General features: G+C 66.7%; 26 protein-coding genes. 13 read left to right on the top strand and 13 right to left on the bottom strand.

What is annotated here, in order from left to right:
* The 4 genes from ACTIFJ_RS05745 to ACTIFJ_RS05760 form a co-directional block, all read left to right on the top strand.
* The coding region (locus ACTIFJ_RS05745) for a TonB-dependent receptor (RefSeq protein ID WP_439533139.1) at positions 1–989 on the top strand (989 nt) is incomplete at its 5' end.
* Between the two features lie 58 nt (positions 990–1,047).
* Positions 1,048–1,800: an acetoacetate decarboxylase family protein gene (locus ACTIFJ_RS05750; RefSeq protein WP_439533140.1), complete on the top strand. Its 753-nt coding sequence runs from the start codon at positions 1,048–1,050 to the stop codon at positions 1,798–1,800.
* Positions 1,791–2,579: an SDR family NAD(P)-dependent oxidoreductase gene (locus tag ACTIFJ_RS05755; protein WP_439533141.1), complete on the top strand. Its 789-nt coding sequence runs from the start codon at positions 1,791–1,793 to the stop codon at positions 2,577–2,579. The genes ACTIFJ_RS05750 and ACTIFJ_RS05755 overlap by 10 nt, the downstream gene beginning before the upstream one ends.
* 11 nt (positions 2,580–2,590) lie before the next feature.
* On the top strand, positions 2,591–3,406 hold the full coding sequence (locus ACTIFJ_RS05760; protein WP_439533142.1) for an SDR family NAD(P)-dependent oxidoreductase: 816 nt from the start codon (positions 2,591–2,593) through the stop codon (positions 3,404–3,406).
* Between the two features lie 193 nt (positions 3,407–3,599).
* On the opposite strand, the gene ACTIFJ_RS05765 is transcribed toward ACTIFJ_RS05760, so the two are convergent.
* From ACTIFJ_RS05765 to ACTIFJ_RS05775, 3 genes are read right to left on the bottom strand one after another with little or no spacing between them, the layout of a single operon-like run.
* On the bottom strand, positions 3,600–5,135 hold the full coding sequence (locus tag ACTIFJ_RS05765) for an FAD-binding oxidoreductase (protein WP_439533143.1): 1,536 nt from the start codon (positions 5,133–5,135) through the stop codon (positions 3,600–3,602).
* Positions 5,132–6,679 carry an AMP-binding protein gene (locus ACTIFJ_RS05770; protein ID WP_439533144.1) on the bottom strand — a complete coding sequence of 516 codons (1,548 nt, stop codon included), beginning with the start codon at positions 6,677–6,679 and terminating at the stop codon, positions 5,132–5,134. Before ACTIFJ_RS05770 ends, ACTIFJ_RS05765 begins: the two co-directional genes overlap by 4 nt.
* Positions 6,680–6,681: 2 nt before the next feature.
* Positions 6,682–7,545, bottom strand: a complete 864-nt coding sequence (locus ACTIFJ_RS05775) for an amidohydrolase family protein (RefSeq protein ID WP_439533145.1) — start codon at positions 7,543–7,545, stop codon at positions 6,682–6,684.
* Between the two features lie 112 nt (positions 7,546–7,657).
* On the opposite strand from ACTIFJ_RS05775, the gene ACTIFJ_RS05780 reads away from it, so the two are divergent.
* Both ACTIFJ_RS05780 and ACTIFJ_RS05785 read left to right on the top strand, forming a co-directional pair.
* Entirely contained in the window at positions 7,658–8,407 is a 750-nt protein-coding gene (locus ACTIFJ_RS05780) for an IclR family transcriptional regulator (protein ID WP_439533146.1), read from the top strand.
* Entirely contained in the window at positions 8,400–9,194 is a 795-nt protein-coding gene (locus ACTIFJ_RS05785; protein ID WP_439533147.1) for an alpha/beta fold hydrolase, read from the top strand. Before ACTIFJ_RS05780 ends, ACTIFJ_RS05785 begins: the two co-directional genes overlap by 8 nt.
* Here ACTIFJ_RS05785 and ACTIFJ_RS05790 read toward each other — a convergent pair.
* Positions 9,185–9,811, bottom strand: coding sequence for a cysteine hydrolase family protein (locus ACTIFJ_RS05790; protein ID WP_439533148.1), 627 nt, complete (start codon positions 9,809–9,811; stop codon positions 9,185–9,187). The two genes, ACTIFJ_RS05785 and ACTIFJ_RS05790, sit on opposite strands and share 10 nt — an antisense overlap.
* Before the next feature lie 141 nt (positions 9,812–9,952).
* Between ACTIFJ_RS05790 and ACTIFJ_RS05795 the strand changes: the two genes are divergently transcribed.
* Positions 9,953–11,140, top strand: coding sequence for an LLM class flavin-dependent oxidoreductase (locus tag ACTIFJ_RS05795; protein ID WP_439533149.1), 1,188 nt, complete (start codon positions 9,953–9,955; stop codon positions 11,138–11,140).
* Positions 11,141–11,422: 282 nt separating this feature from the next.
* Here ACTIFJ_RS05795 and ACTIFJ_RS05800 read toward each other — a convergent pair whose 3' ends face one another.
* The 3 genes from ACTIFJ_RS05800 to ACTIFJ_RS05810 all read right to left on the bottom strand — a co-directional run bounded on the left by ACTIFJ_RS05800 (position 11,423) and on the right by ACTIFJ_RS05810 (position 14,371).
* Positions 11,423–11,764, bottom strand: coding sequence for a hypothetical protein (locus ACTIFJ_RS05800; RefSeq protein ID WP_439533150.1), 342 nt, complete (start codon positions 11,762–11,764; stop codon positions 11,423–11,425).
* Entirely contained in the window at positions 11,761–12,945 is a 1,185-nt protein-coding gene (locus ACTIFJ_RS05805; protein WP_439533151.1) for a methyltransferase domain-containing protein, read from the bottom strand. Before ACTIFJ_RS05805 ends, ACTIFJ_RS05800 begins: the two co-directional genes overlap by 4 nt.
* Positions 12,946–13,018: 73 nt before the next feature.
* Positions 13,019–14,371, bottom strand: coding sequence for an MFS transporter (locus tag ACTIFJ_RS05810; protein ID WP_439533152.1), 1,353 nt, complete (start codon positions 14,369–14,371; stop codon positions 13,019–13,021).
* Positions 14,372–14,669: 298 nt separating this feature from the next.
* Here ACTIFJ_RS05810 and ACTIFJ_RS05815 point away from each other — a divergent pair, with 298 nt between their 5' ends.
* On the top strand, positions 14,670–15,308 hold the full coding sequence (locus ACTIFJ_RS05815; protein ID WP_439533153.1) for a GntR family transcriptional regulator: 639 nt from the start codon (positions 14,670–14,672) through the stop codon (positions 15,306–15,308).
* A gap of 159 nt (positions 15,309–15,467) precedes the next feature.
* Here ACTIFJ_RS05815 and ACTIFJ_RS05820 read toward each other — a convergent pair whose 3' ends face one another.
* The 5 genes from ACTIFJ_RS05820 to ACTIFJ_RS05840 are packed head-to-tail and all read right to left on the bottom strand — an operon-like array spanning position 15,468 to position 20,967.
* Positions 15,468–16,835: a 2-oxo acid dehydrogenase subunit E2 gene (locus tag ACTIFJ_RS05820; RefSeq protein ID WP_439533154.1), complete on the bottom strand. Its 1,368-nt coding sequence runs from the start codon at positions 16,833–16,835 to the stop codon at positions 15,468–15,470.
* A complete protein-coding gene (locus tag ACTIFJ_RS05825) occupies positions 16,835–17,845 on the bottom strand; it encodes an alpha-ketoacid dehydrogenase subunit beta (RefSeq protein WP_439533155.1) in 1,011 nt (336 codons plus the stop codon). Before ACTIFJ_RS05825 ends, ACTIFJ_RS05820 begins: the two co-directional genes overlap by 1 nt.
* A gap of 11 nt (positions 17,846–17,856) precedes the next feature.
* A complete protein-coding gene (locus ACTIFJ_RS05830; RefSeq protein ID WP_439533176.1) occupies positions 17,857–18,828 on the bottom strand; it encodes a thiamine pyrophosphate-dependent dehydrogenase E1 component subunit alpha in 972 nt (323 codons plus the stop codon).
* A 14-nt stretch (positions 18,829–18,842) separates the two neighbouring features.
* On the bottom strand, positions 18,843–20,195 hold the full coding sequence (locus tag ACTIFJ_RS05835) for an aromatic ring-hydroxylating oxygenase subunit alpha (protein WP_439533156.1): 1,353 nt from the start codon (positions 20,193–20,195) through the stop codon (positions 18,843–18,845).
* A 10-nt stretch (positions 20,196–20,205) separates the two neighbouring features.
* Positions 20,206–20,967 (bottom strand): SDR family NAD(P)-dependent oxidoreductase, encoded by a 762-nt coding sequence (locus ACTIFJ_RS05840; protein ID WP_439533157.1) that lies wholly within the window; start codon positions 20,965–20,967, stop codon positions 20,206–20,208.
* 298 nt (positions 20,968–21,265) lie between these two features.
* Here ACTIFJ_RS05840 and ACTIFJ_RS05845 point away from each other — a divergent pair, with 298 nt between their 5' ends.
* Positions 21,266–21,988, top strand: a complete 723-nt coding sequence (locus ACTIFJ_RS05845; RefSeq protein WP_439533158.1) for a TetR/AcrR family transcriptional regulator — start codon at positions 21,266–21,268, stop codon at positions 21,986–21,988.
* Here the strand turns inward: ACTIFJ_RS05845 and ACTIFJ_RS05850 are convergent.
* Positions 21,976–22,707 (bottom strand): ThuA domain-containing protein, encoded by a 732-nt coding sequence (locus tag ACTIFJ_RS05850; RefSeq protein WP_439533159.1) that lies wholly within the window; start codon positions 22,705–22,707, stop codon positions 21,976–21,978. The genes ACTIFJ_RS05845 and ACTIFJ_RS05850 overlap by 13 nt on opposite strands.
* 71 nt (positions 22,708–22,778) lie before the next feature.
* Between ACTIFJ_RS05850 and ACTIFJ_RS05855 the strand changes: the two genes are divergently transcribed.
* Genes ACTIFJ_RS05855 through ACTIFJ_RS05870 form a run of 4 tightly spaced genes read left to right on the top strand, consistent with a single transcriptional unit; the run spans position 22,779 to position 26,027 of the window.
* A complete protein-coding gene (locus ACTIFJ_RS05855) occupies positions 22,779–23,984 on the top strand; it encodes a CaiB/BaiF CoA transferase family protein (protein ID WP_439533160.1) in 1,206 nt (401 codons plus the stop codon).
* Entirely contained in the window at positions 23,981–24,337 is a 357-nt protein-coding gene (locus ACTIFJ_RS05860; RefSeq protein WP_439533161.1) for a Zn-ribbon domain-containing OB-fold protein, read from the top strand. The genes ACTIFJ_RS05855 and ACTIFJ_RS05860 overlap by 4 nt, the downstream gene beginning before the upstream one ends.
* Positions 24,334–25,491, top strand: coding sequence for an acetyl-CoA acetyltransferase (locus ACTIFJ_RS05865; protein WP_439533162.1), 1,158 nt, complete (start codon positions 24,334–24,336; stop codon positions 25,489–25,491). Before ACTIFJ_RS05860 ends, ACTIFJ_RS05865 begins: the two co-directional genes overlap by 4 nt.
* 11 nt (positions 25,492–25,502) lie before the next feature.
* The gene (locus ACTIFJ_RS05870; RefSeq protein ID WP_439533163.1) at positions 25,503–26,027 is read left to right on the top strand and encodes a nuclear transport factor 2 family protein; all 525 of its coding nucleotides are present in this window, start codon (positions 25,503–25,505) and stop codon (positions 26,025–26,027) included.
* Positions 26,028–26,037: the final 10 nt, after the last annotated feature.

Consider the following 26,037-nt stretch of genomic DNA (forward strand, 5'->3'; position numbering starts at 1 on the left):
TCGAGAAGCGGCAGACCGGCTCGATCGGCCCGGATCAGCCCAATCCGTTCTTCGGCGGCGCCAGCTTCAATGCCTGCGTCCGCATCTTCGCGCAGACGGCGGCCCAGTGCCGGACAGGCCTTTCCGAGACGTTCCGCCAGTTCCAGCCCAAGGTGACCCTCAAGTACAAGATCAACGATGATGCGTCGGTTTATGCCAGCTGGGGCCAGGGCTTCAAATCAGGCGGCTTCAACCCAATCGGTACGCGTGAGACTGCCGTGCTGAGCCGGGTCTCGCTGTTCCGCCAACAGGACCCGACACTCAGCCTGGCGGCCGCCCGTGCCCGCGCCGAAGCCGCGATCATCACCCAGGACACGTTCCAGAAAGAAGTGGCGACCACCTATGAGGTCGGCTTCCGCAGTGAACTGCTCGATCGTCGGCTGACCCTCAACTCGGCCCTGTTCTGGACCGATATCAAAAACAACCAGCAATATCTGTTCGATCCGATCGCCTTTGTGGAATCGATCGAATCCATCGACAAATCGCGCATCAAGGGCTTTGAAATCGATGCCGCCCTGCGGCCAACCGACTGGCTGACCTTCTTTGGCGCCTTCGGTTATATCGACGCCAAGATCCGCCAGCTCGCCGCCAACCCGGCCGCCGTCGGCAAGACTCCGCCCTATGTGCCGAAAACCACCCTGTCGCTCGGGACCGCTGTCGATATCCCGCTCGACGACACCAGGAACCTGGTCGGCCGGGTCGAGTACAACCGCTTCGGCCGCACCGAGTACAACACGATCAACGATCCGGACTTTGCCCGCACGCCCTATGATCTGGTCAATGCGCGCCTGGGCATCACCTCCGAGAAGCTCGACATCTCGTTGTGGGGCCGCAACATCTTCGACAAGCGCTATGTCCGGGAAGTTGCGCCGATCATCGCGGGTACGGCCAATGCGTTCGCGCTGGCCGACGCGCGGACCTACGGCGTCGAGGTACGGTTCCGCTTCTGACAACCGATCGGCGCGGCGACGAACAGCGTCGCCGCGCCGCTTTCAAGGGAGCCCGACAATGAGCGATCAGTACAAGCGCCACGGCCATGTCATGCCGACCTGGTCCCCGCCCTACGCGCCGGGGCCCTATTTCATGGAAAAATACCACGCCATCATCGTCGAGCTGGAGATCCCGCACGACGAGGTGCTGTACATGACCCCCGAGCCGCTGACCGCGGTGGAAGGCGGCAAGGTCTACGCGATCATCATGGATGGCTCGCAGCCGCCGCACAGCCTGCATTACCACGAGGCGCTGATCTGCCACGAGGTCGAGTATGACGGCAAGCGCGGCATGCACATCCCCTATATCTGGACCTCGACCGACACCGCCACCTTCGTCGGCCGGGAAATCTATGGCATGCCCAAGGTGCTGTGCGACGATGGCCGCCTCCAGATCGATGCCAATGAAGTCTATGGCAAGCTGGAGAAATATGGCCGGACGATGATGGAAGTCGCGTGCATCACCGACCAGAAAGGCATTGTCGAGGAAATGCCCGGCCTCGCCAGCTGGATCATGGTCCGCCACATCCCCTCGCCCGACCCCAAGGTCCCGGCGCGACGTCAGGTCGTCCATGCCAGGACCGCCGACTTCAAGCTCGATTTCCTTTGGAAGGGTCGCGGCTGGGCGCGAATGGGCTATCCCGGCACCTCGGCCATCCACCGCATCCCCACCGACAAGGTGACCAACGCCTGGTACGGCAACTTCACCTTCGTGCTGACCCCGGCCGAGATCCTCGAAGACATCGAATACACGTTCCAGGAATGGAACTGACCGGCAGCCCCGCCGATACGGCCGCTAACCGGGCGTCTCTCGCCGGCAAGGTGATCCTCGTCTCCGGCGGCGGCTCCGGCATCGGCGCCGCCACCGCTGCGCTGGCCGTGGCACGCGGCGCCCGGGTAATGCTGGGCGACCTCAACCGCGCCGGTGCCGACCGCGTCGCCACCGCCCTCGGGTCTGACGCTGACGCCGAGACGCTGGACGTCACCAACCCGACGTCCTGCGAGGCCATCGTCGCCGCGACGCTGGCGCGCTTCGGCCGGCTGGACGGGCTGGTCAGCGCCGCCGGCCTCACAGGCGACGCCGCTCTGCTCGCCGACTGCACGGTCGACAGCTGGAACAGCGTCGTCGGCGTCAACCTCACCGGCATGTTCCTGCTGATGCGCGCGGCGATCCCGGCGATGCTGGCCGGCGGCGGCGGCTCGATCGTCAACCTGTCGTCCGTCGCCGGGCTGATCGCCGTGCCGGCGCAGGTCCAGTATATCGCCAGCAAGTTCGGCGTCATCGGGCTGACCAAGAGCGCGGCGATCGACTATGCGGCGCAGGGGCTGCGCGCCAACACCGTCTGCCCCGGCGGCACCCGCACGCCGATGCTCGCCGGCTGGATCGAAGCCGATGCCTCGCGGGACCGGTTCCTCGCCGCCGCCCATCCGCTCGGCCGCATCGCCGAGCCGGACGAAGTGGCTGAGGCCATCGCCTGGCTGCTCTCCGATGCCGCCTCTTTCGTCACCGGCGCGGTGCTGACCGTCGACGGCGGCCTGACCATTTCCTGAGGAGAACGACCATGACCACACTCGCCAACAAGGTCGCGATGGTGACCGCCGGCGGCGCCGGCATCGGCCGCGCCTGCTCGCTGACCATGGCCGCCAAGGGCGCCCGGCTGGTGGTCACCGACCTTCACATCGCCGCCGCCGAAACCGTAGCCGCCGAGATCATCGCCGCCGGCGGCGAGGCCATCGCCGTGCGCTGTGACATCGGCGACGAGACCAGCATCAGCGATGCCGTCGCCGCCGCCGAGGCGCATTTCGGCCGCCTCGATATCCTCCACAACAATGCCGCGATGCTCTCCGACGAGGCGCTGGCGCTGGACGGGGACATCCTCTCCGTGCCCATGGACGTCTGGGACCGGACGATGGAAGTCACCGTGCGCGGCACGCTGCTCGGCTGCCGCTACGGCGTGCTGGCCATGCGCCGCGCCGGCGGCGGCAGCATCATCAACACCGGCTCGATCTACGGCCTGCGCGCCGCCAACCGGATGCCGGCCTACAGCGTCTCCAAGGCCGCCGTGCACATGCTGACCGAAGTGGTCGCCACCGCCCATGGCCGCGAAGGCATACGCTGCAACGCCGTCGCCCCCTCGATGATGCGCACCCCGACGCTGGACCGGCTCGTGCCGCGCGCGATCGTCGACTATAACGAAGACGCCGCCCTGCTGCCGCGCATGGGCGTGCCGCAGGATGTCGCCAGCATGGTCGCCTTCCTGGCCTCGGACGAGGCCAGCTACCTGACTGGCCATGTCTTCCCGGTCGATGGCGGCACCATGGCACACCTGCCGACCTATGGTGATGAGCGCCGCTTCCTGGAGGGCGTTAACCGCTAGGCCCGTCGACAGCGCCTCCGGCGTAGCAGGATGCCTCCGGCGGCTGGGGCCACAGGCCCCAGACCCCAAATATTGGGTTCATCCGCAGGACCGGATGCCGTCGCCATGCGAAGGCTCGATTATCGGGGTCTGGGGCCTGCGGCTCCAGCCGCCGGAGGCACTTCGCTTACCGCCGGAGGCCAGTTTCCTCTGGTTAGGCCACCGGCGTATCGAGCGCGCCGGGGTTCATGATATTGTCCGGGTCGAGCGCGGCGCGCACGGCCTGGAACACGGCCCGGGCGCCGTCGTCGAGCCGTGGTTGATAGGGATAGGCGCGGCCGAGCTGGCTGTGCAGCGCACCGCTGGCATCGAGCCGGGCGATCATCGCCGCGCGCAGCTGCCGCACGGCGGCTTCGGCTTGCGCGTTGGCGGGATCGTCGGCGTCCCGCCCGCCCTGTTCCTTCAGCGTTTGGGCGGCGAAGGGCGTCAGCCGGTCCGGCCAGAGGAACATCGGCTCCAGCGTCACCGCGCCGGCCCCCAGATTGGCGATCAGGTGGCGGACCTTGATCTTGTGCGCGGCGATCGCATCGGCGTGCTCGGCGATGACTACCTCGATATCGGCCATGGCGTCGAGCGCGCGGGAATGCGGGACGATGAAATGAACAGGCACCCATCGCTCGCCCGGTGCGCCGGCGAGGCCGGTCAGCGGCGCGAACGGCAGCCGCAGCATGGCGCGGGCCGGCGCCTGGTCGGCGGCGGGCAGGCCGTGCGCCTCGGCCAGCGCGGTGATCGAGGCGGCCTGGCATGCGCAGTCCGCGGCGTCCGGACCTTCGAGGAAGACGTGCACGGCGAGGCCGCGCCCTGGCGGCGTGCGCAGCCGGGCGCGGGCCATGGCCATGCCCTCGGACGCCCGCTGCGCCAGTGAGCCCGGGCCGCTGGCGAGGGTGCGCAGATAGTCGAGCTTGGCGGTGAGGCCGGTCTGGCGCAGTCGCTCGCCTTCCAGCCGCACATCGAGCGCCATCACCTGGCTGGCGCGGCCATCATGGCCGAGCGCGGCGAGGAAGCCGAACAGCGCATCGAGATCGGTGGTGGCGAAGCTGGCGACGTCGCGCGCCGCTGGCCGGCGGCGCAGTCGCAGCGCCAGCGCCGTCTTGACGCCGAGCACGCCGCAATCGGCGGTGAACAGCCCCGACAGGTCCGGCCCGAAATGGCGCAGGAACGGCGAGGCGCCGGCCACGCCAAAGCTGCCGGTGCGGACCAGCGCCCCGGTGCCGGTGACCACTTCGACGCCGAGCACGGAGTCCGCCGCCGTGCCGTGGCGGCCGGTGCCATAGAAGATGGCGTTCTGCGCGACGCCGCCGCCGATCGTCGCCAGCCGGCCCGAGACCGGGCCGCGAAACGGCACCTCGAGCCCCAGCGGCGCCAGCGCTTCGTCGAGCGCCTGCCAGGTGCAGCCGGCCTCGACCAGCACATACATGTCCTGCGCGTTGATCTCGCGGATCGCCGCCATCCCGCGCATGTCGACCTGCACGGCCCGCTCGGGCGCCGCCGAGACGATGGCGGCGGTGTAGCTCATGCCGCCGCCGCGCGGCACCAAGTGCAGGCCCTCGGCGCGCGCGGCCGCGACCAGCGCCTGCACCTCGGCGACGCTGCCCGGCCGGGCGATACCCGCGACGGGCGCGCCGGCGTAGAAAATGTCCTGGCCGGCCAGCGCGCGCCGGGCGGCGTCGGTGTCCAGGCCCTGGATCACGCGGTGAACCGCTGGCGCAACACGTTCTTCAGCACCTTGCCATTGGCGTTGCGCGGCAGGGCATCGATGAGTTCGAGCGCGCGCGGCATCTTGAAGGCGGCGACCTTGCCCTCGCAAAAGGCGGTCACATCGGCGGCGGTCAGCGTGGCGCCGCCGCGCGTGACCGCGACGGTCAGCAGCCGCTCGCCCCAACGCTCGTCGGGCACGCCGATCACCGCCACCTCGAGGATCGACGGGTGGCGGACCAGCACCTCCTCGATCTCGCGCGGATAGACATTGACGCCGCCGGTGATGACCATGTCCTTCTTGCGGTCGACGATATAGAGGAAGCCCTCGGCGTCGCGCTTGGCGAGGTCGCCGACCGTCACCCAGCCATCCTTGCTGGCGGTGCCGGTCTCCTCGGGGCGCTTGTAATAGCCGTTGAACAGCGTCGGCGAGCTCACCCAGAGTTCGCCGACCTCCTCGGCGTCGCATTCGCTGCCGTCGTCGCGGCGCAGGCTGACCTGGGCATAGGGCTCGGGCGTGCCGACGCAGCGGTCCTTCAGCAGCTGGAAGCGCGGCCGCAGATTGCAAACGATGCCCATTTCGGTCGAGCTGTAGAGCTCGTGCAGCACATCATCGCCGAAATAATCGACGATCTTCTCCTTCATCGCCTGCGGCAGCGCCGCCGCGCTGGAGATGATGGCGCGCACCGGCGGGTGCTTGTAGCGGGCCAGCGTCTCGGCCGGCAGTTCAAAGATCATCTGGAAATGCGTCGGCACCAGGAACAGCCCGGTAAAATCGCCGCTCTTCAGCCGGGACAGAACGGTCTCGGGATCGAACCGGTCGAGAATCTCGAACCAGCCGCCGGTGGCCAGCGAGGCCAGCGGATAGGCGAGCCCGCCGCCGAATGCCATCGGCGTGACGACGAGGAAGCTGTCATCCGGCCCGAAGCAGCCGAACTCGGCGCTGCTGATCAGCCCGAAAAGCAGCCGCGAGCGGTGGGAGAGCAGCACGCCCTTGGGCAGGCCCGTGGTGCCCGACGTGAAGGGGATGGTCCAGACATCCCATTCCTCGATCACCGGCAGCGCCTCGGGCGTCGGCGGGGCGGCGATCAGCGCTTCGTAATCGGCGCCGAACTCGATGATCCGCACGTCGGCGGCGAAGCCGGCAGCGCGTACCGTGGGCGCAGTCTCGGCATCGGTGAAGATGACGCGGGCCTCGGCACTGTCGACGACCGCGCGGATCTCGCTCGCCGTGAAGCGCGGGTTGACCGTGGCGACGGCGATGCCGGCGTCCGGCATGCCCAGCGCCACCTCGATATAATCGAGGCAATTGCGCGCCACGATCGCGCAATTCTCGCCCTTGACCAGCCCGAGCGTGGTGATCGCCGCATCGCGCAGCCGTTCGCTGCGGTCGACAAGCTCGCCGTAACTGCGGACGCGGTCGCCGCAGACCACCGCCTTGCGCGCCGGGTCCCGCCGCGCCGAGGCGCGGACCGAGCCGAGTGCGGTCATCGCGACGAAATTCTGCGGAACCTGCGCCGCGCGGACCGGATAATGCATGGCTATCGCGGCATTTTCTTGAAGATGCGGAGCGCATTCTCGCGCATCATCATCCGGTGCGCCTCGGGCCGCATGTTGAATGCCTCGATCTCAGTAACCGCGCGCATCGGGTCGATCACCGGCCAGTCGGTGCCGAACAGCACCTTCTCGCGGCCGAAGCTGTTGGCATAATGGACGAAGGACGCCGGCCAGTGCTTGGGCGCATAAGCATCGCCGCAGGTGTAGACGTTCTCGTGCTTCCAGCACATCGCCAGCATCTCGTCCGCCCAGGGCACGCCGATGTGGATGCCGATCAGCACCAGCTCGGGAAAGTCGATCGCCACCTGGTCGAGCAGGATCGGCCGCGCCACCGAGGGCAGCCGCCGCTCGCGCGAATAGACGAGATTCTGGCCGACCTGCATCATGATCGGAATGTCGAGCTCGCAGCATTTGGCATAATAGGGATAGATTTGCGGCGCATCGGGCGGGCAGCCGAACCAGTGCGGATACCAGTGGGCGCCGACGAAGCCATAGTCGTTGACCGCCTGCTCCAGCTCGCGCAGCCCGCGCATGCCGCGCGTCTGGTCGATCCCGGCCAGCCCCGAGAAGCGGTCAGGATATTTGGCGCAGATCTCGGCGATGATCTCGTAAGGCACTTCCCAGGACAGCTTCACATTGAGGTCGCCGGCGCGCACCGCTATCAGCAGCGACCGCTCGATCCCGGCCTCGTCCATCTTGCGAAGATAATCGTCCATCGACACGCCGCCGCGCATCGCTGGGTCCATCCGGACCTTGGCCTTGAAGTCCTCGTCGACGCCGGTCATCCCGCCGACAACCGCCTCGGGCGTGAAGATGTTGCAGACGATGTCGATATAGCCGCCGGTCATGCGATCCCCTTTTTTCCGGTCTCGAACCGGTTTTCGCACTTTCCCGTTGGACATCGGCCGAGTCAAATGCAATCCTGTATGTGATGAATAATATCACATACATGATATTCTGATGTCGGGCGATGCCGGGGTAAAGTCGGCGGCGCGCGTGCTCGCCGTGCTCGAGCTGTTCGACGAGGACCGGCGGCCGCTGAGCGCCACCGACATCGTCCAGCGCCTCCGCTGGCCGCAATCGAGCACCGTGGCGCTGCTCAAGACCCTCGTCGGCCTTGGCTATCTCGCCCATGATCCGTTCGAGCGCCGCTATCTGCCGACGATGCGCGTGGCGATGCTCGGCGGCTGGCTGGTCGACGGGCTCGGCTCGGACCGGCGGCTGTCGGCGCTGGTCCGCACCATCCAGTCGGACACCGCCGAGACCGTGGCGCTGACCACCCAGAGCGACCTCGAGATGCAGTTCCTCCATGTCGAGCGCGGCACCCGCCCGCTGGCGCTGACCGTGATGGCCGGGGACCGCACAGCGCTGCTGACCACGGTGATCGGCATCGTCGCCCTGTCCGGTCGGCCGGACGCGCTGATCGCCCGCTATGTCGAGCGCACCAACGAGCGGGTGCGCGATCCCTCCCAGCACGCCGACCTCGGCCATGTCATGGCACAGGTCGCCGCCGTCCGCGCCGCCGGCTTCGGCGAGGGCGACAGCGAATTCTCGGCCGGCGTCGGCGCACTGGCCTGGCTGCTGCCGCCACTGCCCGGGGACCGCCGCGTTGTGCTCTCGGTCGCCGGCGCCGCCGACGCCATCCGCGACCACCGCGACCACATCATCGACAGCGTCACCGCCGCGATGAGGAGCTGCTTCGATGCCTGACCTCGTCCGCGGCTACACCGCCCTCCCCGATGGCCAGCTCCACCATGGCCACCGCCCCGGCAGCGGCACGCCGGTCATCCTCCTCCACCAGACCGCCAGCTCGTCGCGGATGTGGGAAAAGGTCATGGCCCGGCTGCGCACCCCGCTGCCGCTCTGGGCGCCGGACACGCCCGGCTTCGGCAACAGCTTCGATCCACCTGCCGACCCGCAGATGGCCGATTATGTCGGCTGGCTGACCCAATTCATCGACCATGTCGCCCCCACGGGCCCCGTCCATCTTGTCGGCCATCACACCGGCGCCGCAATCGCGCTGGCCTTCGCCATGGCCCATCCGGCCCGCGCGCAGAGCCTCACCCTGTTCGGCCCGGCCGCGCTGACCGAGGCCGAGCGCGCGCATTATGCCGGCCGCCTCGGCGCGCCGTTCCGCCCGGGCCGCAGCGGCGCCTATCTGCTGAAGAACTGGGAATATCTGCGCGTCGGCGGCGCCGACCAGGACACCGCGCTGCTCCACCGCGAGATGATCGACATGCTGCGCGGCTGGGCCGGCCGCCCGCACGCCTATCGCGCTGTCTGGGCGCAGGACACCGCCGCCCAGCTCCGCGCCGTCGCCTGCCCGCTCCACCTCGTCTCGTCGCCCGACGACCTGCTGTTCGATCGCTTCGCCGCCACCTGCGCCGGGGTGCCCGATGCCCGCGTCACCGTGCTGAGCGGCGGCGCCAATTTCGCGCCCGACCTGGTGCCGGACGAGGTCGCCGCCGCGCTCGATGCCAGCGGCTATTACGCGTGAACGGCGCTCGCCGCCTGCACCTCGGCGACGGTGGTGCCGCGCGCGAACAACATCGTCATGCACTGGATCGCATAGTCGTGCCGGTCCCGCGCCGATTCCGCCACCGCGTCAGTCACCACCCAGGTCTGCAAGTCGCGGTGGCTGGCATCGCGCACCGTGCTCTCCACGCAGCAGTTGGTGGTGATGCCGCAGACGATCACCCGCTCGATCCCGCGCGCGGCCAGCACCGCATCCATCGTCGTGCCATGGAAAGCGCTCGGCTTGCTCTTGTCGACGACCACCTCGCCGTCCCGCTGCCCGAACACCTCGGCCAGCTCGACCTCCCAGTCCCCGGCCTTCAGCGCCCCTTCCGTCTTCAGCGCCGGCAACAGCTCGACCATGATACCGCCGTCCGAATAATCGGGCTGGTAGACATAGCGGGTGAAGACGATCAGCGCCTCGGTCTGCCGCGCCGTATCCACCAGTCGCACGCAGGGGTCGAGCGCCTCGCGCAGCAGCGACAGGTCGAAGCCCATCCGGCCCATGGCCGACTCGTCCTGCAGGAAGCCCTGCTGCATGTCGACGATGATCAACGCGGTACGGGAATCGAGCGTCGGGGTCACGGGAAGATCGGTCATGGCGCTGCCTCTGCTGGTCGTTGGAAACGCGCCAACTCTCCCGCTTGTGTACATCTTCGTCAAGCACCCGGACACAGCGACAAAGAAACAATGGCGCATCCGGAATTTCTGGATACAAATTGCAACAGGAAGGGATAATTCATGACTAGGAACGTCGCGCTCGAGAATCTCCGCTTCGGCATCTTCCTGCCGCCGATCCACATGAACCATGAAAACCCGACGCTTTGCATCGACCGCGACATGGAAGTCGTCGTGCACCTCGATCGGCTCGGCTTCCACGAGGCCTGGATCGGCGAGCATCACTCCGGCGGCGGCGAGCTGATCGCCTCGCCCGAGCTGTTCATCGCCGTCGCCGCCGAGCGCACCCGCACCATCCGCCTCGGCACCGGCGTCAATTCGCTGCCCTATCACCACCCGCTGATCCTCGCCGACCGCTGGATGCAGCTGCATCACATGACCCGCGGCCGGGCGATGTTCGGCTGCGGCCCGGGCTCGCTGCCCTCCGACGCCAAGATGATGGGGATCCCCGTTGCCAAGCAGCGCGACCGGATGGAGGAAGCACTGGCCTGCATGGCCAAACTGATGCGCGGCGAGACGGTCAGCTATTCGTGCGAATGGTTCACGCTCGAGAACGCCAGCCTGCAGATGCGGCCGTACAACAACGAGCCCATCGAGCTGAGCACCGCCTGCGTCGTCTCGCCCTCCGGCCCGATGGCCGCCGGGCGCAACGGCACCTCGATGATGACAATCAGTGCCACCTCGCCGGCCGCCACCGCCGCTGCGTCGAAGAACTGGGACATCGCCTGCGATATCGCCAAGGCCAATGGCCATAGCATGGACCGCAGCCGCTGGCGGATGGTCGGCTTCGCGCATGTCGCCGAAACCCGCGAACAAGCTCGCGCCGACATGGAATATGGCCTCAAGGACTGGATCGACTATTACAAGACCATCGGCACGCTGCCCATCGTCCCCGAAGAGCATATGGACGATCCCGTCACCTACATGATCGAGAGCGGGCTCGCAGCCATCGGCACCGTCGATGACGTCGTCACCCAGATCCAGACCCTGTGGAACGCCAGCGGTGGCGGCTTCGGCAGCTATCTGATCTGCGACCTCAACTGGGCACCGTTCGAGGCCAAGCTCAAATCCTATGAACTTATCGCCCGCTACGTGATCCCGCGCATCCACAAGATGAACGAGCAGCGCGACATCCAACACGACTGGATCAAGGCCGAGCACGGCGGCTTCAAGTCATCGATGGAAGCCGCCATGCAGGCGCAGTTCACGAAACTCGCCGACATGCAGGCCGAGATCAAGAACAAGGGCTGAGACGGGGCTGAGGTCAGGCGGCGGCGCGGACAGCCGCGCCGCCGGCCTGTCCGTCGGCCCGAAAGTGCCTCCGGCGGTTAAACAAGGGGCCTCCGGCTGCCGGGGCCGCAGGCCCCAGACCCCATCGAGGGGCCGGTGACACAACCCCGTCCGTCGATGCTGTGGAATGGCCCAATTCCTGGGGTCTGGGGCCTCCGGCCCCAGCTGCCGGAGGCCCTATCTCTTACCGCCGGAGGCCCTTTTACTACCCGCCGACGGCCCGCCGAAACACGCCCGGCCGGGTCAATCGGCCTGCAGCACCACTGCGATGGCCCCGTCATAGTCCCCGGCGTCGGCTTTCTGGGCCAAGTCCTCATAGTCCTGCGTCACCGGCCGCAGCACGATGTCGAGGAACTGGGCGCGCCAGGCCTCGCGCTCGGCGGCGACTTCCTTTGTGGGGCGATAGGCATCGACCATTGCCTTCAGCTCGGTGTTGCCGACGACGCGTTCGACGGTATCGAGCCGCTCGCGCAGGACGACGAACTCGCCGGCCATCGCCAGCATGATCGCCAGCAGATTGTCGGTGGTGCTGTCGCCGAGATAGACCGGCCGTTCGCCCTTGGCCTTGCGGGGCAGTTCGATCATGCGCGCTTCTCCGCGCCCCAGAGGAACCAGGCGCCGCCGCCGCCGAAGTCGCCGGCCTGGAACTTCTGCGTGCGCTGCGCGGCGGCCTCGTCGAAGGCGCTCGGCTGGAGGTGCTCGAACGCCGCATCGGCGCCGAAGCCACCGATCTCGGCCATGTCGGCGGCGCCCAGCTCATGACTGCCGCCCCAAAAGGGTTCGTTGTTGTTGCGGGTGTCCCAGTCGAGCAGGAAGGCGTCGAATTCGCTCATATGGTCATAGGGCGGCGTCTCGAGGTGGACGAGTAGCCCGCCCGGCGCCAGCAGCCGATAGGCCTCCTTCATGATGTTGCGGATGGCCTTGTGGCTGGTCTCATGGACGAGGATATGGCTGACGATCAGGTCGAAATGCCCGTCCGGGAAATCGGTCTTCTCGGCATTCTGCTGGCTGTAGTGCACGGCCTTGCCGAGCGACTCGGCGCGGGCATGGGCGTAGCGCAGCATGGGCGCACCGACGTCGACGCCGTACAGTTCGGCCTCGGGGAATTTGTCGGCATAGGGCAGGGTCGAGTGGCCGACGCCGCAGCCCATGTCGAGAATCCGCCGCGGCTTCAGGTCGGGGTGGTGCTGCTTGACGTAATTGGACAGGGACTGGCCCATGTCGTCGTTGAGCGGCCCCATCCGGCCCATGGCATAGAGCCAGACGGCGCGGTCATAGACGGCGCCATTGGCGAGGTCGTCGGCCTGGTATTCGCCATGGTAATTGCCGGGCATGCAGTGGATGTCGACGGCGCTGATGTAGTTGGGGATCGGCATCGACGGGTCGGTGCGCAGCGAGCCGAGCGGGGCAGTGCCGGCGTTGCCGCGCGCCTGGATGTCGGCATTCTGGCGCTCGACCGAGACCTGCACCGAGTTCCACATCATTTCCTGGCTGGTGCGCTGCATGGCGCCCCACAGGCTGAAATAGGGGTCGTCGCCCATCATCTGGCGGATCTCGTGGCGGCTGGTCGGCGCCGCGCCGCGCTGGCGGATGAAGGCCGGCAGCGCGCGCTGCTCATAGGCGAGCTTGTTGCCGGGCGCGACCTTGGTGGCGAGATGGAACTTCAGCGACTTGACGAACATCTGCCGGCTTTCCTCCTCGGACGAGGGGATGGCGAGAATGCCATGTTCGAGCTGCATGCCGGGATCATGGGTAACGCTGGTCATGATGGTCTCCTGCCTGGTCGTTATCGGGCGGCGTCGATTGCCGATGAAATGGTCTGCTGATCCTGCATGGCACTCATTCCGCCGGTGCCGGCGCCGGGGCATCGATCCGCGGCGTACGGTGGCGGCTCTGCGACATGAGGTAGATCGCCAGCACGTTGAAGGTTGCCGGCATCAGCGCGAAGATCAGAGCGATGCCCCAGACCGCGCTGGAGGACTGGGTCTCCTTGCCGGCCACGAACCCCGACAGGCTGAGCAGCATGCCGGCAATCAGCGTGCCGCCGACGGCAAAGGCGATCTTCTCGCCCATCACGAACAGGCTCGAATAAAAGCCGGCATGCGATTCGCCGTCATGGGCATCGGCATCGGCGGCGATCATCTCGCTCAGCCGCGCGGCCGAGCTTTGCCAGGTGATGGCATTGGTGGCGCCAAGCGCCACGGACGCCGCCCAGAAGTTCACCAGCGAACCTTCCGGCCCCAGCCCCATCCAGGCCAGCGCGCCGCTATAGACCACGCTGCCGCCAATGAAGGTCATCCGCGAGCCGAAGCGATTGGTCATCCGCACCAGCACCGGCTGCATCAATATCTGCGCCGAGCAGGTGAAGATCACCGAAATGCTGAGCGCAACGAAGGGGTCCGGGAAGGCGAGCTTGAACACCACCAGATAGGTCAGCGTGGCATAGGCAGCGCCCTGGCCGCACATCTGCGCGCACCAGGCGGCGAGCAGATAGCAATAGGGCCGGTTGCGCCGCAGCGCTTCCCATTTGGTGCTCTTGTCCAGGGTGGAATGCACATAACGCGCCTCGCGCGATCCGAAGAAGGACAGGATGAGCGCCAGCGAACAGACGGCGGCCATCACATAGGTCATGGTGTGATAGGCCTCGAAGCCATTGCCGAAGCGCTGGATCAGCCAGGGCGCGAAACCGGCGCCCATCAGCACGCCCACGGCAATGAAGGTGGTGCGCCAGCCCATGACCCGGGACTGTTCCTCGCGGACATGCGTCAGTTCGGCGCCGATCGACAGGTGCGGCACCGAAAAGATCGAGAACACCGTGACATAGGCGGCAAACGCCAGGCCGACATGCACGGCCTTTTCCATCGATGTGCCCTCGGGCGGCAGGAACAGGCTGATCAGCGCGATCGGCGCCAGCGCGGCGCCCACCAGCAGCAGCCAGCGCCGGGAGATCAGGTGCCGGTAACGATCCGACAGGCTGCCGACGATGAAATCGCAGGTCGTCGACCAGAACAGCTTGGGAATGAAGATGGCGATGCCGGCGAGCGCGGGATCGATCTCCAGCAACTGTGTCATGTAGAAGAGCAGCAACAGCGACGGGAGGTCGCGATAGACTTGAACCGCGACCTGGCCGGTGCCCCAAAGCGCCGGCTTCCAGACCGGCATGGTGGCCGGTACGGGGTCAGGCGCGCTCATCGGGATGCCGACTTTATCGGGCGCATTCCGGGCTTCATCCTGTCTTGCATGGTGCGCTGCACCCCCTCTTCCCGTGTATACAATCACAGGCCCCCACGCCCTTGGGCTGAAGTAACGCCTTGGCACGATCAGTTGTCAAGCGATCTACATCCGAAAATGTGTACAAATCTCAGTTGGTCGATTTGGTCTGGACTTGCGGCGGCCGGGTCTTATCGACATTCATCACATACGTGATGAAATCTGGAAGTTGCGACGATCCCAGGGCGGATCACGGGGCGGATCACGGGGAGGATGAAGGATGTCGAGCGCGTCTGACCTGGCGTATGAAACCATCCGCGGGCGGATCCTGTCCGGCGCGCTGGCGCCGATGACGCAGCTGAAGGAGGAGGAGCTGGCCGAGATGTGCGGCCTCTCCCGCACCCCCGTCCGTGATGCGCTGCGGCGGCTGGAGGCAGAGATGCTGGTGCGCCGCACCGATACCCAGCGCACCTTCGTGCCGGACTGGTCGGCCGACGAGGTGGAAGAGATCTTCCTGCTGCGCGGCCTGCTGGAGAGCTACGCCGCTGCCCGCGCCGCCCGGCTGGCGACGGCGGAGGAAATCGCCATGCTGCAGGCCTTCAATGACGAGATCGAGCGGGCCATCGAGGGACCGACCTTCGATACCGAGACCTTCGTTGCCAACAACCGCTCGTTCCACAACCTGATCCTGACCATCGCCAATTCCGAGCGGCTGACCAAGATGCGCTCGATGATCGTCGAACAGGGCATCCTGCACCGCACCGCGCGGCGCTATGACAAGAAGGGCCTGCGCCGCAGCCATGCCGACCATGAGGAATTGCTGATGGCGTTCAAGGCCCGCGACGAAGCCTGGGCCAGCGCCATCATCACCGGCCACAACCGCCGCGCCTTCCGGGTGACCGCGATTACCGGCGCATAGGTGCGGCGAGAATGATGCCTCCGGCGGCTGGGGCCGCAGGCCCCAGACCCCGATAATTAGGCCGTCGCAGGCGAAGGCAGCTCGGTCTTTTGAATCAACCAGATAACAGGGGTCTGGGGCCTGCGGCCCCAGCCGCCGGAGGCATTTTCTTCTGAATGCCTAAAGCAGAAGCTGCGGCGCCTCGATCAGCCGCGCCAGCGCCGCCATGAACCGTCCGGCGTCGGCGCCGTCGATGGCACGATGGTCGCAGGACAAGGACAGGTGGAGCACGGGGACGATGCGGATGGCGCCGTCGTCATCGATCGGTTCGGGCCGGGCGGTGCCGACGGCGAGGATGGCGCCTTGGGGCGGGTTGATGATGGCGTCGAACTGCTCGACGCCGAAGCTGCCGAGGTTGGACAGCGAGAAACTGCCGCCGGTGAATTCTTCCGACGCCAGCCGACCGGTCCGGGCACGCTGGGCAAGGCCTTGCATTGCTTCGGCTATTTCGGCGATCGACAGCGTGTCGGCAGCCTTGACGATGGGAGTGACGAGGCCCTTTTCGGTGGCCACGGCGACCGCGACATCGGCATGAGGGAAGCGGTGTATGGCGTTGCCATGGACCTGGATGTTGACCTGCGGCACCTCGATCAGGGCGAGGGCGCAGGCCTTGACCAGATAATCGTTGATGCTCGGCTTTTTGCCAGTGATCTGAGCACGTTGCGCCATCAGCCGGTCGGCGCGGACGCGGCGGCGGACGTAGAAATGCGGGATCGTCGATTTGGCCTCGGTCAGGCGCCGGGCGATGGTACGGCGCATAGAGGACATGTTGACGATCTCGACATCTTCCGAGACGGCGACGGGGGCCGGGACGGGCTCGGGCTTCACGGCGGCGAGGACATCGGCCTTGGTGATGCGGCCGCGCGGACCGGTTCCGGTCAATGATTCCAGGGAGATGGAGTGGATGGTGGCAAGGCGGCGGGCCATCGGCGAGGCGGGGACCTTGCTCTCCGGCGACGTCGGCAACGGGCCGACGAGGACTGGCGCTGGCGCTTTCGACAGGGCCTTGTCGATGTCCTGCGCGGTCAGCCGGCCGTTGGGGCCGCTGCCCTTGAGGCTGGCGACATCGAGGCCGGCGGCCTCGGCTTTGGCCCGTGCGGCGGGGCTGATCAGGGTCGAATCGGGGACGGAAACGGTGGGTTTTGGGTCGGTTTGGGGCGGCTTTGAGTCGGTTTCGTCACCAAAACTGGTGTCGGCCGGGGTGAATTTGGCAATGACTTTTTCGACCTCGTCGAAATCGGCTTCGATATCCGAAAAAACGCCAAGCAACGCGCCGACCGGCAGCGTCTCGCCGGCGGCGGCCAGGATGCGCACCAGCCGGCCATCGGATTCGGCCTCGATCTCGTTGGTGATCTTGTCGGTTTCGATCAGCGCCAGCACCGTGCCTTTGGTGAACGGCTGGTTTTCGGTGACCATCCATTCGGCGACGGTGCCCTCAGCCATCTCGATGCCCCATTTGGGCATGGTGAAGGGCTTGATCGTGGCCATCAGCGATACGCCAGGACGCGGCGGACGGCATCCTCGATCTTCTGGGGGGACGGCACCCAGGCGCGTTCGAGCTCGCGGGCAAACGGGATCGGCGAATGCGGGGCGGTGACGGCTTCCGGTGGCGCCTTGAGGCTGGAGAAGGCCTTGTTGGAGACCATGGCGATGATGTCCGCGGCCAGGCTGACGCGCGGCGGACTTTCATCGACGACGACGAGGCGGCCGGTGCTTTCCACCGAATCGAGGATGGCTTCCTCGTCGAGCGGGCTGGTGGTGCGGAGGTCGATCAGGTCGACGCCGATGCCGTCGGTGGCCAGCTTGTCGGCAGCCTTCTCCGAGAAATTGACCATGCGGCCACAGGTGACGATGGTGACGTCGCCGCCTTCGCGGACCATGCGGGCCTCGCCGAACTTCTGGACATGGTCGCCGTCCGGCACCTCGCCCTTCTGGCCGTAAAGCGCCTTGTGCTCGAAGAACATCACCGGATCATCGCCGCGCAGCGCCTCGCAGAGCAGGCCCTTGGCGTCGGCCGGGGTGGTCGGCATGACGACCTTGAGGCCGGGCATGGCGGTGAGCATGGCATAGACCGACTGGCTGTGCTGCGGGCCGGCGTTCATGCCGGCGCCGTAGATCAGCCGGACAACGGCCGGGCATTTGGTCTTGCCGCCGAACATGTAACGGAACTTGCCCATCTGGTTCCATAGCTGGTCGAGGCTAACGCCGACAAAGTCCGCGAACATCAGCTCGGCGACCGGGCGGTAGCCGGCCAGCGCCGCCCCGGCGGCGGCACCGATGATGGCGCTCTCCGAGATCGGCGTGTCCATGACGCGGTCGGCGCCGAACTTCTTGAACAGGCCCGGCGTGGTGCCCCAGATGCCGCCGATGGCCTCCGGGCCGCCGGCGGTGCCCATGCCGCCGACAATGTCCTCGCCGAGCAGGATGATCTTCTCGTCCCGCTCCATTTCCGAATGCAGCGTGCTGATGATCGCGTCGCGGATGTTCATGATCGCCATGGGGCCGCCTCTCAATAGCTGACGTAAACGTCGTCGGCGACGTTCGCGGGGTCCGGCGGCGGGGCGGCGCGGGCCTCGGTTGTGGCTTCCTCGATCAGCGCGGCAACTTCGGCGTCGATGGCATCGAGATCGGCGATGTCGATCAGCTTGGCCTCGGACACGCGGGCGCGGAAGGCCTTGAGGCAATCGCGCTCGGCCCAGAGCCGGTCGAGCTCGCCGGGGCCGCGGTAACGCTGCGGATCGCCTTCGAAATGGCCGTAGAAGCGCTCGGTATCGAGCTCGATGGCCGCCGGCAAATTGGTGCTGCGGACATAGGCGAGGAGCTCGGTCATCGCGTCATAGGTGGAGAAGAAGTCCGAACCATTGGCACGCCAGACCTTCATGCCGAAGGCCTCGGCGCGGCCGGCGATGTCGGTGGCGGTCGCGGTGGCGTAATCGGGGCCGGTGTGCTCCGAATAATGGTTGTTCTCGAAGACGAAGATCGCCGGCACCTTGAGGACGACGGCCATGTTCATTGCCTCGAAGGTGGTGCCCTGGTTGCAGGCACCGTCGCCGGAAAAGGCGATGGCGACCTTGCCCTTGCGGTCCAGCTTGGCGGCGATGGCGGCGCCGACCGCCTGGGGGGCACCGGCACCGACGATGCCATTGGCGCCGAGCATGCCGATGGAGACATCGGCGATGTGCATCGAGCCGGCGCGGCCCTTGCAGAGCCCGTCGCGGCGGCCGTAGATCTCCAGCATCATCCCCTTCACGTCGCAACCCTTGGCGATGCAATGGCCGTGGCCGCGATGGGTGGAGACGATCATGTCGTCATCGTCGAGGTGCTCGCAGACACCGACCGCCGCCGCTTCCTGGCCGCAATAGAGATGGGTGAAGCCGGCGATCTCGCCGGTCTTGATCTCGTCGTGCAGCCGTTCCTCGAACTGGCGGATGGTGGCCATGCGGGTATAGGCCTGAAGCAGGGCCTCGCGGCTGAGCTGCAGGGCGGGGCCGTCGGTCACTTCTTCTCTCCCGATTGCTTCGACCCCCTGCCCCCATAGACATAATCTTCGATGACCTTGTGGAAATGGCGCAGGCGGAACTCCTGGCTGCCGATCCACAGGCCCTCGAAGGCGGCGCTGTGCATGCCCTTCTGAACGGTGGGCAGGTTGAAGGCATCCTGATCGAGCACCTGGCCGATCGACTTGTCGCCATGCTTGAACAGCTGGTGGCGTGGACGCCGGTAGGGCTTGTCCGACTCCTTCTCCTCACCCTCGGGCCGCAGTTCGAACATCCAGATATCGTAGTACATCTTGTTCGGGTCGGTGGCGTGCGGGCGCTGGCGGAACAGCATCAGGTCATCGGCATGGGCGTTGAGCGACACATTGGGGAAGATCTGATAATGGTAATCATCGGTCAGTTGGTCGTCGTTGAGGTCCGAATAGTCCTTGCCGAAACGCTTGCCGTTGGCGCGCATGAACTTCTGGACGTCGACGCGGATATCGCTGACCCGGCCTTCATATTCGGCCGGGTCCATGCCGGCCTTGCGCATGATCTCGTCGATGGCCGGCGGGATCGCCGAGGGCAGGTCGACACGCGGGCTGACCGTGGCGAACGGGATCAGATAGCGATTGTGGCGATCATAGACATCGATCTGGACGTTGATGTCATCGAGATACCATTTGAGCTGAGGGTGGATGCCCTGGACGTGATAGGTCTCGTTGAACGCGTCGACGCTGGCCTTCCAGTTGCAGTCCCATTCGACAGTGATGTCCCGCGCCCAGACCATCCGCTCGAAATGATAGGGGCCGAGGTGCTGGGGCATCGGATCGAGATAGGTGAGCAAAGGCTCGACATCGGGGTTCAGCGAGAACCAGACGAAGCCGCCCCATTCCCCGCACGGCAGGGCGGGGATGCGCCCGGCCGGCGGGGCCCCTTGCGGGAAGGTGTCGAGATCCGGGATATGGTCGATGCAGCCATCGAGCCCATAGTTCCAGTGATGATAGAGGCAGCGGAAGCTCTCGACATTGCCGAAGCCTTCCGGGCGCAGCCGGTTACCGCGATGCAGGCAGACATTGTAGAAGGCACGCAGCGACAGATCCGGCTGGCGGACGATCAGCACCGATTCCTTGCCGATTTCCGTGCAGATATAGTCGCCGGGCTCGGGCATGTCGTCCGAACGGCCGCCGAGCAGCCAGACCTTGGTCCAGACATGCTCCCATTCCAGCGCCATAAACTCGGGCGAGAAATAGCGTTCGGCGGGAATCAGCGCGGTGCCGAGATCCGGATCCTCGGCTTTTTCCACGGGCGTGCCATGGGGCCAGGCCTGCGGATCGACGCGCTGGACGTTGACGTGACGCTTGACGTCCATGGACGGACCCTCAGAAATGCGTGCGGTTGGTGAAGCCGCCATCGACGACGAGGTGCGAGCCGTTGCACCAGCTGGCTGCCTCGCTGGCGAGGAAGGCGATGGCGCGGGCGACCTCGTCCGGGCGGCCGAGCCGGCCCGACGGCTGCTGGCGCAGCTGCGAGGCGTAGAATTTCTCCATCGTGCCCTTGATCATCTCCCAGTTGCCGCCTTCGAACTCGATGGGGCCCGGCGAGACGATGTTGACGCGGATGCCGTCCTTGCCGTGCGCCAGCGCCAGCTGCTTGCCCCAGGTGACGAGCGACGCCTTCATGGCGTTATAGGCCTGGGGGCCGCCCATGGCCTCGCCGGCCGAGGTGGTGGCGATGAGGACGATGCTGCCGGACTGCTGCTCGGTCATCGTCGGGATGACGGCCTCGACGGCACGCACCGGGCCCATGACATCGACTTCAAAGGCATTGTGCCAGTATTTTTCGGAACCCAGCCCGCCGCCGGCCGAGGTGATGGGCACAAGGACGTCGACGCCGCCGAGCGCTTCGATCGCCCAGGCCAGCCACTCCTTGTAGTCATCGGCTTTCTTGACGTTGACCGGCTTGCCGACGACGTTGGTGCCATAGCGCTTGAGGTGGGCGACGGCGTCCTTGACGCTGTCTTCCGAGCGGGCGGTGATGGCGAGGTCGCAGCCTTCGCGGGCGAGCACTTCGGCGGTGGCCATGCCGATACCGCGCGCGGCGCCGACGATGATGGCTTTCTTGCCCTGAAGTCCGAGATCCATCCTAGCTCCTCCCAAAGTGTCGGCCCATATGCCGGCCGGACCTCTGCGTGTCCGCTTTCGGGGTATCTGATCACCGACACCCCGGATTGTCCACCACCTGCCGGCTGGCGGCCCAATCCCTGAACCAGCCGTGTGGGGAGCGCAAGCCAAAACATGCATGATTGTTTTCTTTCGGACGCTTCAGAGGGTCGCATCGCCTTGGTAAATCCGGCGGCGGCGACGGCGGGCAAGGGCGCAGTTGCGCCTTGACTTGCGCGGGCGGAAACAATCATAGCTGCCGCAAAGGGGACTGTCAGACATGGCACTTGCAGCGATCCGCTCCACGGCCTCCGCCCGCGCGATACGCAATGATTCCAGCGCCGCAACGCCGGCTACAACGACTGCTGCGACGGCCGGGGCAACGCCGACCCAGCAGGCGCTGAAATCGGCGCAGACGCGCGCCCGGCTGATCGAGGCGACGATCCGCTGCATCGTCAAGCTCGGCTATTCGGGGACGACGACGCCGCAGGTGGCGGCCGAGGCCGGGCTGTCACGCGGCGCCATGCTGCATCATTTCGAGAATGGCGAGGCGCTGATCAAGGCAGCGATTGTCGAGCTGCACGACAAGCGGCTGCGGGCGTTCCGCCGCGCCGTCGACACCGGCAACCATGACCCGCGCACGCTGGTGCGGGCCTATTGGCGGCAGATCTCCAAGCCGACGTTCATCGCCTTTCATGAGCTGGCGCTGGCCTCGCGCACCAACCCGGGGCTGGCGCGGATTTTGCAGCCGCTGCAGGTGGAATTTCGCGACCGCTTCAATGCCCAGGCCGATGTGCTGTTTCCTGAATGGCAGGGCCAGCCCGAGCAGTTCCGCTTCGCCATCACCCTGTCGCAGACGATGCTGGAGGGGATGGCGATCGGCCTGCTGACCGGCGGCATGGACGAGGCGATGGTGGAGCCGCTGCTGGTCTCGCTGGAGGCGCAGATAAGGGCGATGGTGCCGAAGGCGGATACGCCGGTCACGCAGGATCAGGCGGTTTGAGGCTGGCCCCAGAGGATGGCGCGGCGCAGCAGCTGGGTGAAGACCGGGTAGTTCCAGCTGCAGCGCTGGGGATGCGGCCAGAACGGGGCGACCGGCTGCAGGTCGTAATGGCCGCGGCAATGGCCGAGCGTCAGATAGAGGATGGCCCCTGCCCCGACCTTGCGCTCGTAGAGCACCGGGACCTCGGCCTCGTCCCAGTCGGCATCGCGGAACTCCGGGCACTGGCCGGTGAAGCGTGTGTGGAGCAGCACGTCGATGTCGGCGGTGCGGCGGGTGAGATAGAGCTCGTCCTCGATGCGGAAATCCTTGAGGCCCTCGGTCAGCGGGTGATCCGCGCGTGTGACATGGACCTTGAACGGGGCGATCGGCGGGTGGGCGCCGAAGCGGGTGCCGAGCAGGGCCATGAATTCGGGCGCCTCGTCGGCGCAATCGACGACGCCGTCGGCGCCGAAGCGGAGGATGGAATTGGTGCCGTGAAGCGCCAGCCAGCGGCCACCACGCGCCAGGAACTGCTGGAGCGCTTTGGTCTGTTCGGGGTTGGGGACCAGGTCGCAGGTGTAGGTGATCAGCAGGTCGGCGGCGGTGAGGCTGTCGGTGTCGGCATAATCGGAGGCGACCGAGGTGCGGATTTCGGCATGTTCGGCGAGCAGCTTGAGCAGTTCGAGCCGGGCGAAATCGATGTCGTGGAAGCGCCCCGCGGCGATGAGATGGGCTTTCATGGGGGCGTCCTTCGGTATGATCGGGGCGCGAACCTAGCAGTGGTGATGACGATGGCAAGTGAGAGCGGACGATGAGCGGTCGGGGACAGGGGCCGCTTGCGGGCGTCAGGGTGATCGACCTGACCAGCGTGCTGATGGGGCCTTATGCGACGCAGATCTTCGCCGATCTGGGTGCCGATGTGATCAAGATCGAGGGGCCTTCGGGGGATACGACGCGGGCGCTGCCGCCGGGGAATGACCCGACGCGGGGCGCGATGTTCCTGAACGTCAACCGGGGCAAGCGGAGCCTGGTGCTCGACCTGAAGCAGCCGGCGGCGAAGGCGGCGCTGCTCAAGCTCGTCGAGGGGGCGGATGTGTTCATCCACTCGATGCGGGCGCAGGCGATGGCGCGGCTGGGGCTCGACTATGCGGCGGTGAAGGCGGCGAACCCGAAGATCATCTATGCCAATATGTATGGGTTTGCGCGGTCCGGGCCGTATCGGGATTATCCTGCCTATGACGATATCGTCCAGGCGGCGTCCGGGCTTGTGGATCTGCAGGCGCGGCTGTCCGGCGGGGCGCCGGCGTATATCGCCACCGTGATTGCCGACAAGGTGTCCGGGCTGACCGGGGCTTATGCGGTGATGGCGGCGCTTTATGCGCGCGAGAAGACCGGCGAGGGCCAGGAGGTGGAGATCCCGATGTTCGAGACATTGGTGTCGTTCACGATGATCGAGCATCTCAACGGCTCGGTGTTCGAGCCCGCGCTCGGCCCGCCCGAATATCCGCGGGTGACGGCGGAGTCGCGGCGGCCGTATCGGACGGCGGACGGGTTCATCGGAGTGATGATCTATACCGACAAGCATTGGCAGTCGTTCTTTGCCGCCATCGGCACGCCGGAATGGACGCGCGACCCGATGTTTCTGACCATGCGCAGCCGGACCGAGAATATCGGCACGGTGCTGGCGGCGCTGGCGGACGAGATGGTGACGCGGACGACGGCGGAATGGGAGGCGCTGTTCCGCGAGGCGCAGATTCCGGCGATGGCGATTGCGACCACGGCCGGGCTGCTGGAAGACCCCCATCTGGTCGAGACCGGCTTCTGGGAGCGGCGGGACACCGAAGTGGGGAGTTTGCGCTTCCCCGGCATCCCGACCGGATTCATGGGCACGCCAGGCGCGATCGGTGATCCGGGGCCGGCGCTGGGCGGCGACAGCCGGGCGGTGCTGCGCGAGGCCGGCTTCTCCGACGAGGCAATCGAAGCGCTGGAAGCGACCGGGGCGGTGGTCAGCCGGTGATCGGGCCCGAGGCCGAGTGGCGCGCGGCGCTGGCGGACGGGCGGTTGCTGCTCCAGCGCGGGGTCGAGTCGGGACAGGCGTTTTTTCCGCCGCGCCTCGCCGAACCGCGGACCGGGGCGGCGGTGGAATGGATCGAGACCTGCGGGCGGGGGACCGTCTATTCGGTGACGGTGATCGGCCGCAAGCCGCCGGAGCCGGCCTATGCGGTGGTGCTGGTGACGCTTGCGGAGGGGCCGCGGATGATGAGCCGGGTCGACGGGGTGGCGGCCGAGGCGGTGACCATCGGCATGGCAGTGCGGGCGCGGATCATCGAGGAGGAGGGCCAGAAATTGCTGGTCTTCGAGCCCGAATGAGCGCCGAGCAGTTTCCACGCGGGCGCACGGCGATCGTCGGGCTGGCGACGCACGGGATCGGCGAGATGCCGGGTCATAGTGCGATGGAGCTGGCGGCCGGGGCGGGGCTGAAGGCGGTCGCCGACGCCGGATTGCGGCTCGACGAGGTCGATGGGCTGTTCATCTGCCTGCCCGATGACCTGTTCGCCGGACTGAGCTTTGCCGAATATCTGGGGCTGCGACCGCGGATGACCGAGAACAACCGCACCGGCGGCTCGTCGTTCATGACGCATATGGCAATGGCCGCGCTGGCGCTCGATGCCGGGGCGATCGACGTGGCGCTGATCGCCTATGGATCGAACCAGCGCAGCGCGGCCGGGGGCAAGCTGTCGACGCCGGCGCGCAGCAACGCCTGGGAGGCGCCGTACAAGCCGCTGTTTCCGCTGTCTTCCTATGCGCTGGCGGCGGCGCGGCACATGCATGACTATGGCACGACGCGCGAGCAGATGGCCGAGGTGGCGGTGGCGGCGCGGGGCTGGGCCAACACCAACCCGGAAGCCTTTGCGACCGGGCCGCTGACCATCGCCGACTGCCTGGCCAGCCGAATGATCAGCTCGCCGATCTCGGTGAAAGACTGCTGCCTGGTCACCGACGGGGCGGCGGCGATCGTGATGACGCGCAGCGACCGGGCACGCGACCTGCGCCAGCCGCCGGTGCCGGTGCTGGGGGCGGCGGCGGCGACCTGGTGGACGGCGATATCGCAGGCGCCCGACGTGACCACCACGGCGGCGGTGGAGAGCGGCGCCCGCGCCTTTGCAATGGCCGGCGTGCGGCCGGCCGATATCGATGTGGTGCAGCTCTATGATGCCTTCACGATCAACACGATCCTGTTCCTCGAGGACCTGGGCTTTTGCGGCAAGGGCGAGGGCGGGCCGTTCGTGGCCGGCGGGCGGATCGGGCCGGGGGGCGTGCTGCCGGTCAACACCAATGGCGGCGGGCTGTCCTGCTGCCATCCGGGGATGTATGGTCTGATGGCGATCGTCGAGGCGGCGCGGCAGATGCGCGGCGAGGCGGCGAACCAGATCGGCGGGGCGCGGCTGGCGCTGGCGCACGGGAATGGTGGCACGCTGTCGGCACAGGCGACGGTGATCCTCGGCAACCAGGGCGAGATGTGAGGAGTATGGCAATGGACATGGAACAGCGGATCGCGCGGCTGGAGGCGGAAAGCGCCATCCGGCAACTGGTGGCGCGTTATTGCTTCTCGATCGATGACCGGCGCGCCGACGATATCGCCGCGCTGTTCGCCGAGGATGCCGTGGTCTGCTCGGCCGACGGGGTGATGAACGCTACCGGCATCGAGGCGATCATGACCCAGTATGAAGGGCGCTTCGCCGTGCTCGGGGCGGGGGCGCATTACATGCACGATGTCCAGATCGACTTCATCGACGCCAACCATGCGACGGGGATGGTTTCAGGCCATGCCGAGCTGGAGCGCAACAAGACGATGATGGTGACGGCGCTGCGCTATCATGACGAGTACCGGCGCACCGACGCCGGCTGGCGGTTTGCCCGGCGGCAGATCAATTTCCTCTATTATGTGGATGTGGCTGATTATCCGGGGATCATGCTCCACCGCGACCGCAACCGCGCCTATGCGACGCCGAAGCCTGCCGATTTCCCCGAGGCGTTGCCGGGCTGGCTGCAGGGCTAACCGCACGCTT

Source organism: Polymorphobacter sp. (assembly GCF_051860865.1).
Lineage (GTDB): Bacteria > Pseudomonadota > Alphaproteobacteria > Sphingomonadales > Sphingomonadaceae > Sandarakinorhabdus.

Excerpts from the sequence above, each read along its gene's own strand:
- ACTIFJ_RS05810 (WP_439533152.1), bottom strand. The coding sequence starts at position 14,371 with ATGAGCGCGCCTGACCCCGTACCGGCCACCATGCCGGTCTGGAAGCCG.
- ACTIFJ_RS05865 (WP_439533162.1), top strand. The coding sequence starts at position 24,334 with ATGAGCGCCGAGCAGTTTCCACGCGGGCGCACGGCGATCGTCGGGCTG.
- ACTIFJ_RS05775 (WP_439533145.1), bottom strand. The coding sequence starts at position 7,545 with ATGACCGGCGGCTATATCGACATCGTCTGCAACATCTTCACGCCCGAG.
- ACTIFJ_RS05780 (WP_439533146.1), top strand. The coding sequence starts at position 7,658 with ATGTCGGGCGATGCCGGGGTAAAGTCGGCGGCGCGCGTGCTCGCCGTG.
- ACTIFJ_RS05840 (WP_439533157.1), bottom strand. The coding sequence starts at position 20,967 with ATGGATCTCGGACTTCAGGGCAAGAAAGCCATCATCGTCGGCGCCGCG.
- ACTIFJ_RS05855 (WP_439533160.1), top strand. The coding sequence starts at position 22,779 with ATGAGCGGTCGGGGACAGGGGCCGCTTGCGGGCGTCAGGGTGATCGAC.
- ACTIFJ_RS05760 (WP_439533142.1), top strand. The coding sequence starts at position 2,591 with ATGACCACACTCGCCAACAAGGTCGCGATGGTGACCGCCGGCGGCGCC.
- ACTIFJ_RS05790 (WP_439533148.1), bottom strand. The coding sequence starts at position 9,811 with ATGACCGATCTTCCCGTGACCCCGACGCTCGATTCCCGTACCGCGTTG.
- ACTIFJ_RS05755 (WP_439533141.1), top strand. The coding sequence starts at position 1,791 with ATGGAACTGACCGGCAGCCCCGCCGATACGGCCGCTAACCGGGCGTCT.
- ACTIFJ_RS05815 (WP_439533153.1), top strand. The coding sequence starts at position 14,670 with ATGTCGAGCGCGTCTGACCTGGCGTATGAAACCATCCGCGGGCGGATC.
- ACTIFJ_RS05770 (WP_439533144.1), bottom strand. The coding sequence starts at position 6,679 with ATGCATTATCCGGTCCGCGCGGCGCAGGTTCCGCAGAATTTCGTCGCG.
- ACTIFJ_RS05800 (WP_439533150.1), bottom strand. The coding sequence starts at position 11,764 with ATGATCGAACTGCCCCGCAAGGCCAAGGGCGAACGGCCGGTCTATCTC.
- ACTIFJ_RS05785 (WP_439533147.1), top strand. The coding sequence starts at position 8,400 with ATGCCTGACCTCGTCCGCGGCTACACCGCCCTCCCCGATGGCCAGCTC.
- ACTIFJ_RS05825 (WP_439533155.1), bottom strand. The coding sequence starts at position 17,845 with ATGGCGATCATGAACATCCGCGACGCGATCATCAGCACGCTGCATTCG.
- ACTIFJ_RS05850 (WP_439533159.1), bottom strand. The coding sequence starts at position 22,707 with ATGAAAGCCCATCTCATCGCCGCGGGGCGCTTCCACGACATCGATTTC.
- ACTIFJ_RS05870 (WP_439533163.1), top strand. The coding sequence starts at position 25,503 with ATGGACATGGAACAGCGGATCGCGCGGCTGGAGGCGGAAAGCGCCATC.
- ACTIFJ_RS05845 (WP_439533158.1), top strand. The coding sequence starts at position 21,266 with ATGGCACTTGCAGCGATCCGCTCCACGGCCTCCGCCCGCGCGATACGC.
- ACTIFJ_RS05750 (WP_439533140.1), top strand. The coding sequence starts at position 1,048 with ATGAGCGATCAGTACAAGCGCCACGGCCATGTCATGCCGACCTGGTCC.
- ACTIFJ_RS05805 (WP_439533151.1), bottom strand. The coding sequence starts at position 12,945 with ATGACCAGCGTTACCCATGATCCCGGCATGCAGCTCGAACATGGCATT.
- ACTIFJ_RS05835 (WP_439533156.1), bottom strand. The coding sequence starts at position 20,195 with ATGGACGTCAAGCGTCACGTCAACGTCCAGCGCGTCGATCCGCAGGCC.
- ACTIFJ_RS05820 (WP_439533154.1), bottom strand. The coding sequence starts at position 16,835 with ATGGCCACGATCAAGCCCTTCACCATGCCCAAATGGGGCATCGAGATG.
- ACTIFJ_RS05795 (WP_439533149.1), top strand. The coding sequence starts at position 9,953 with ATGACTAGGAACGTCGCGCTCGAGAATCTCCGCTTCGGCATCTTCCTG.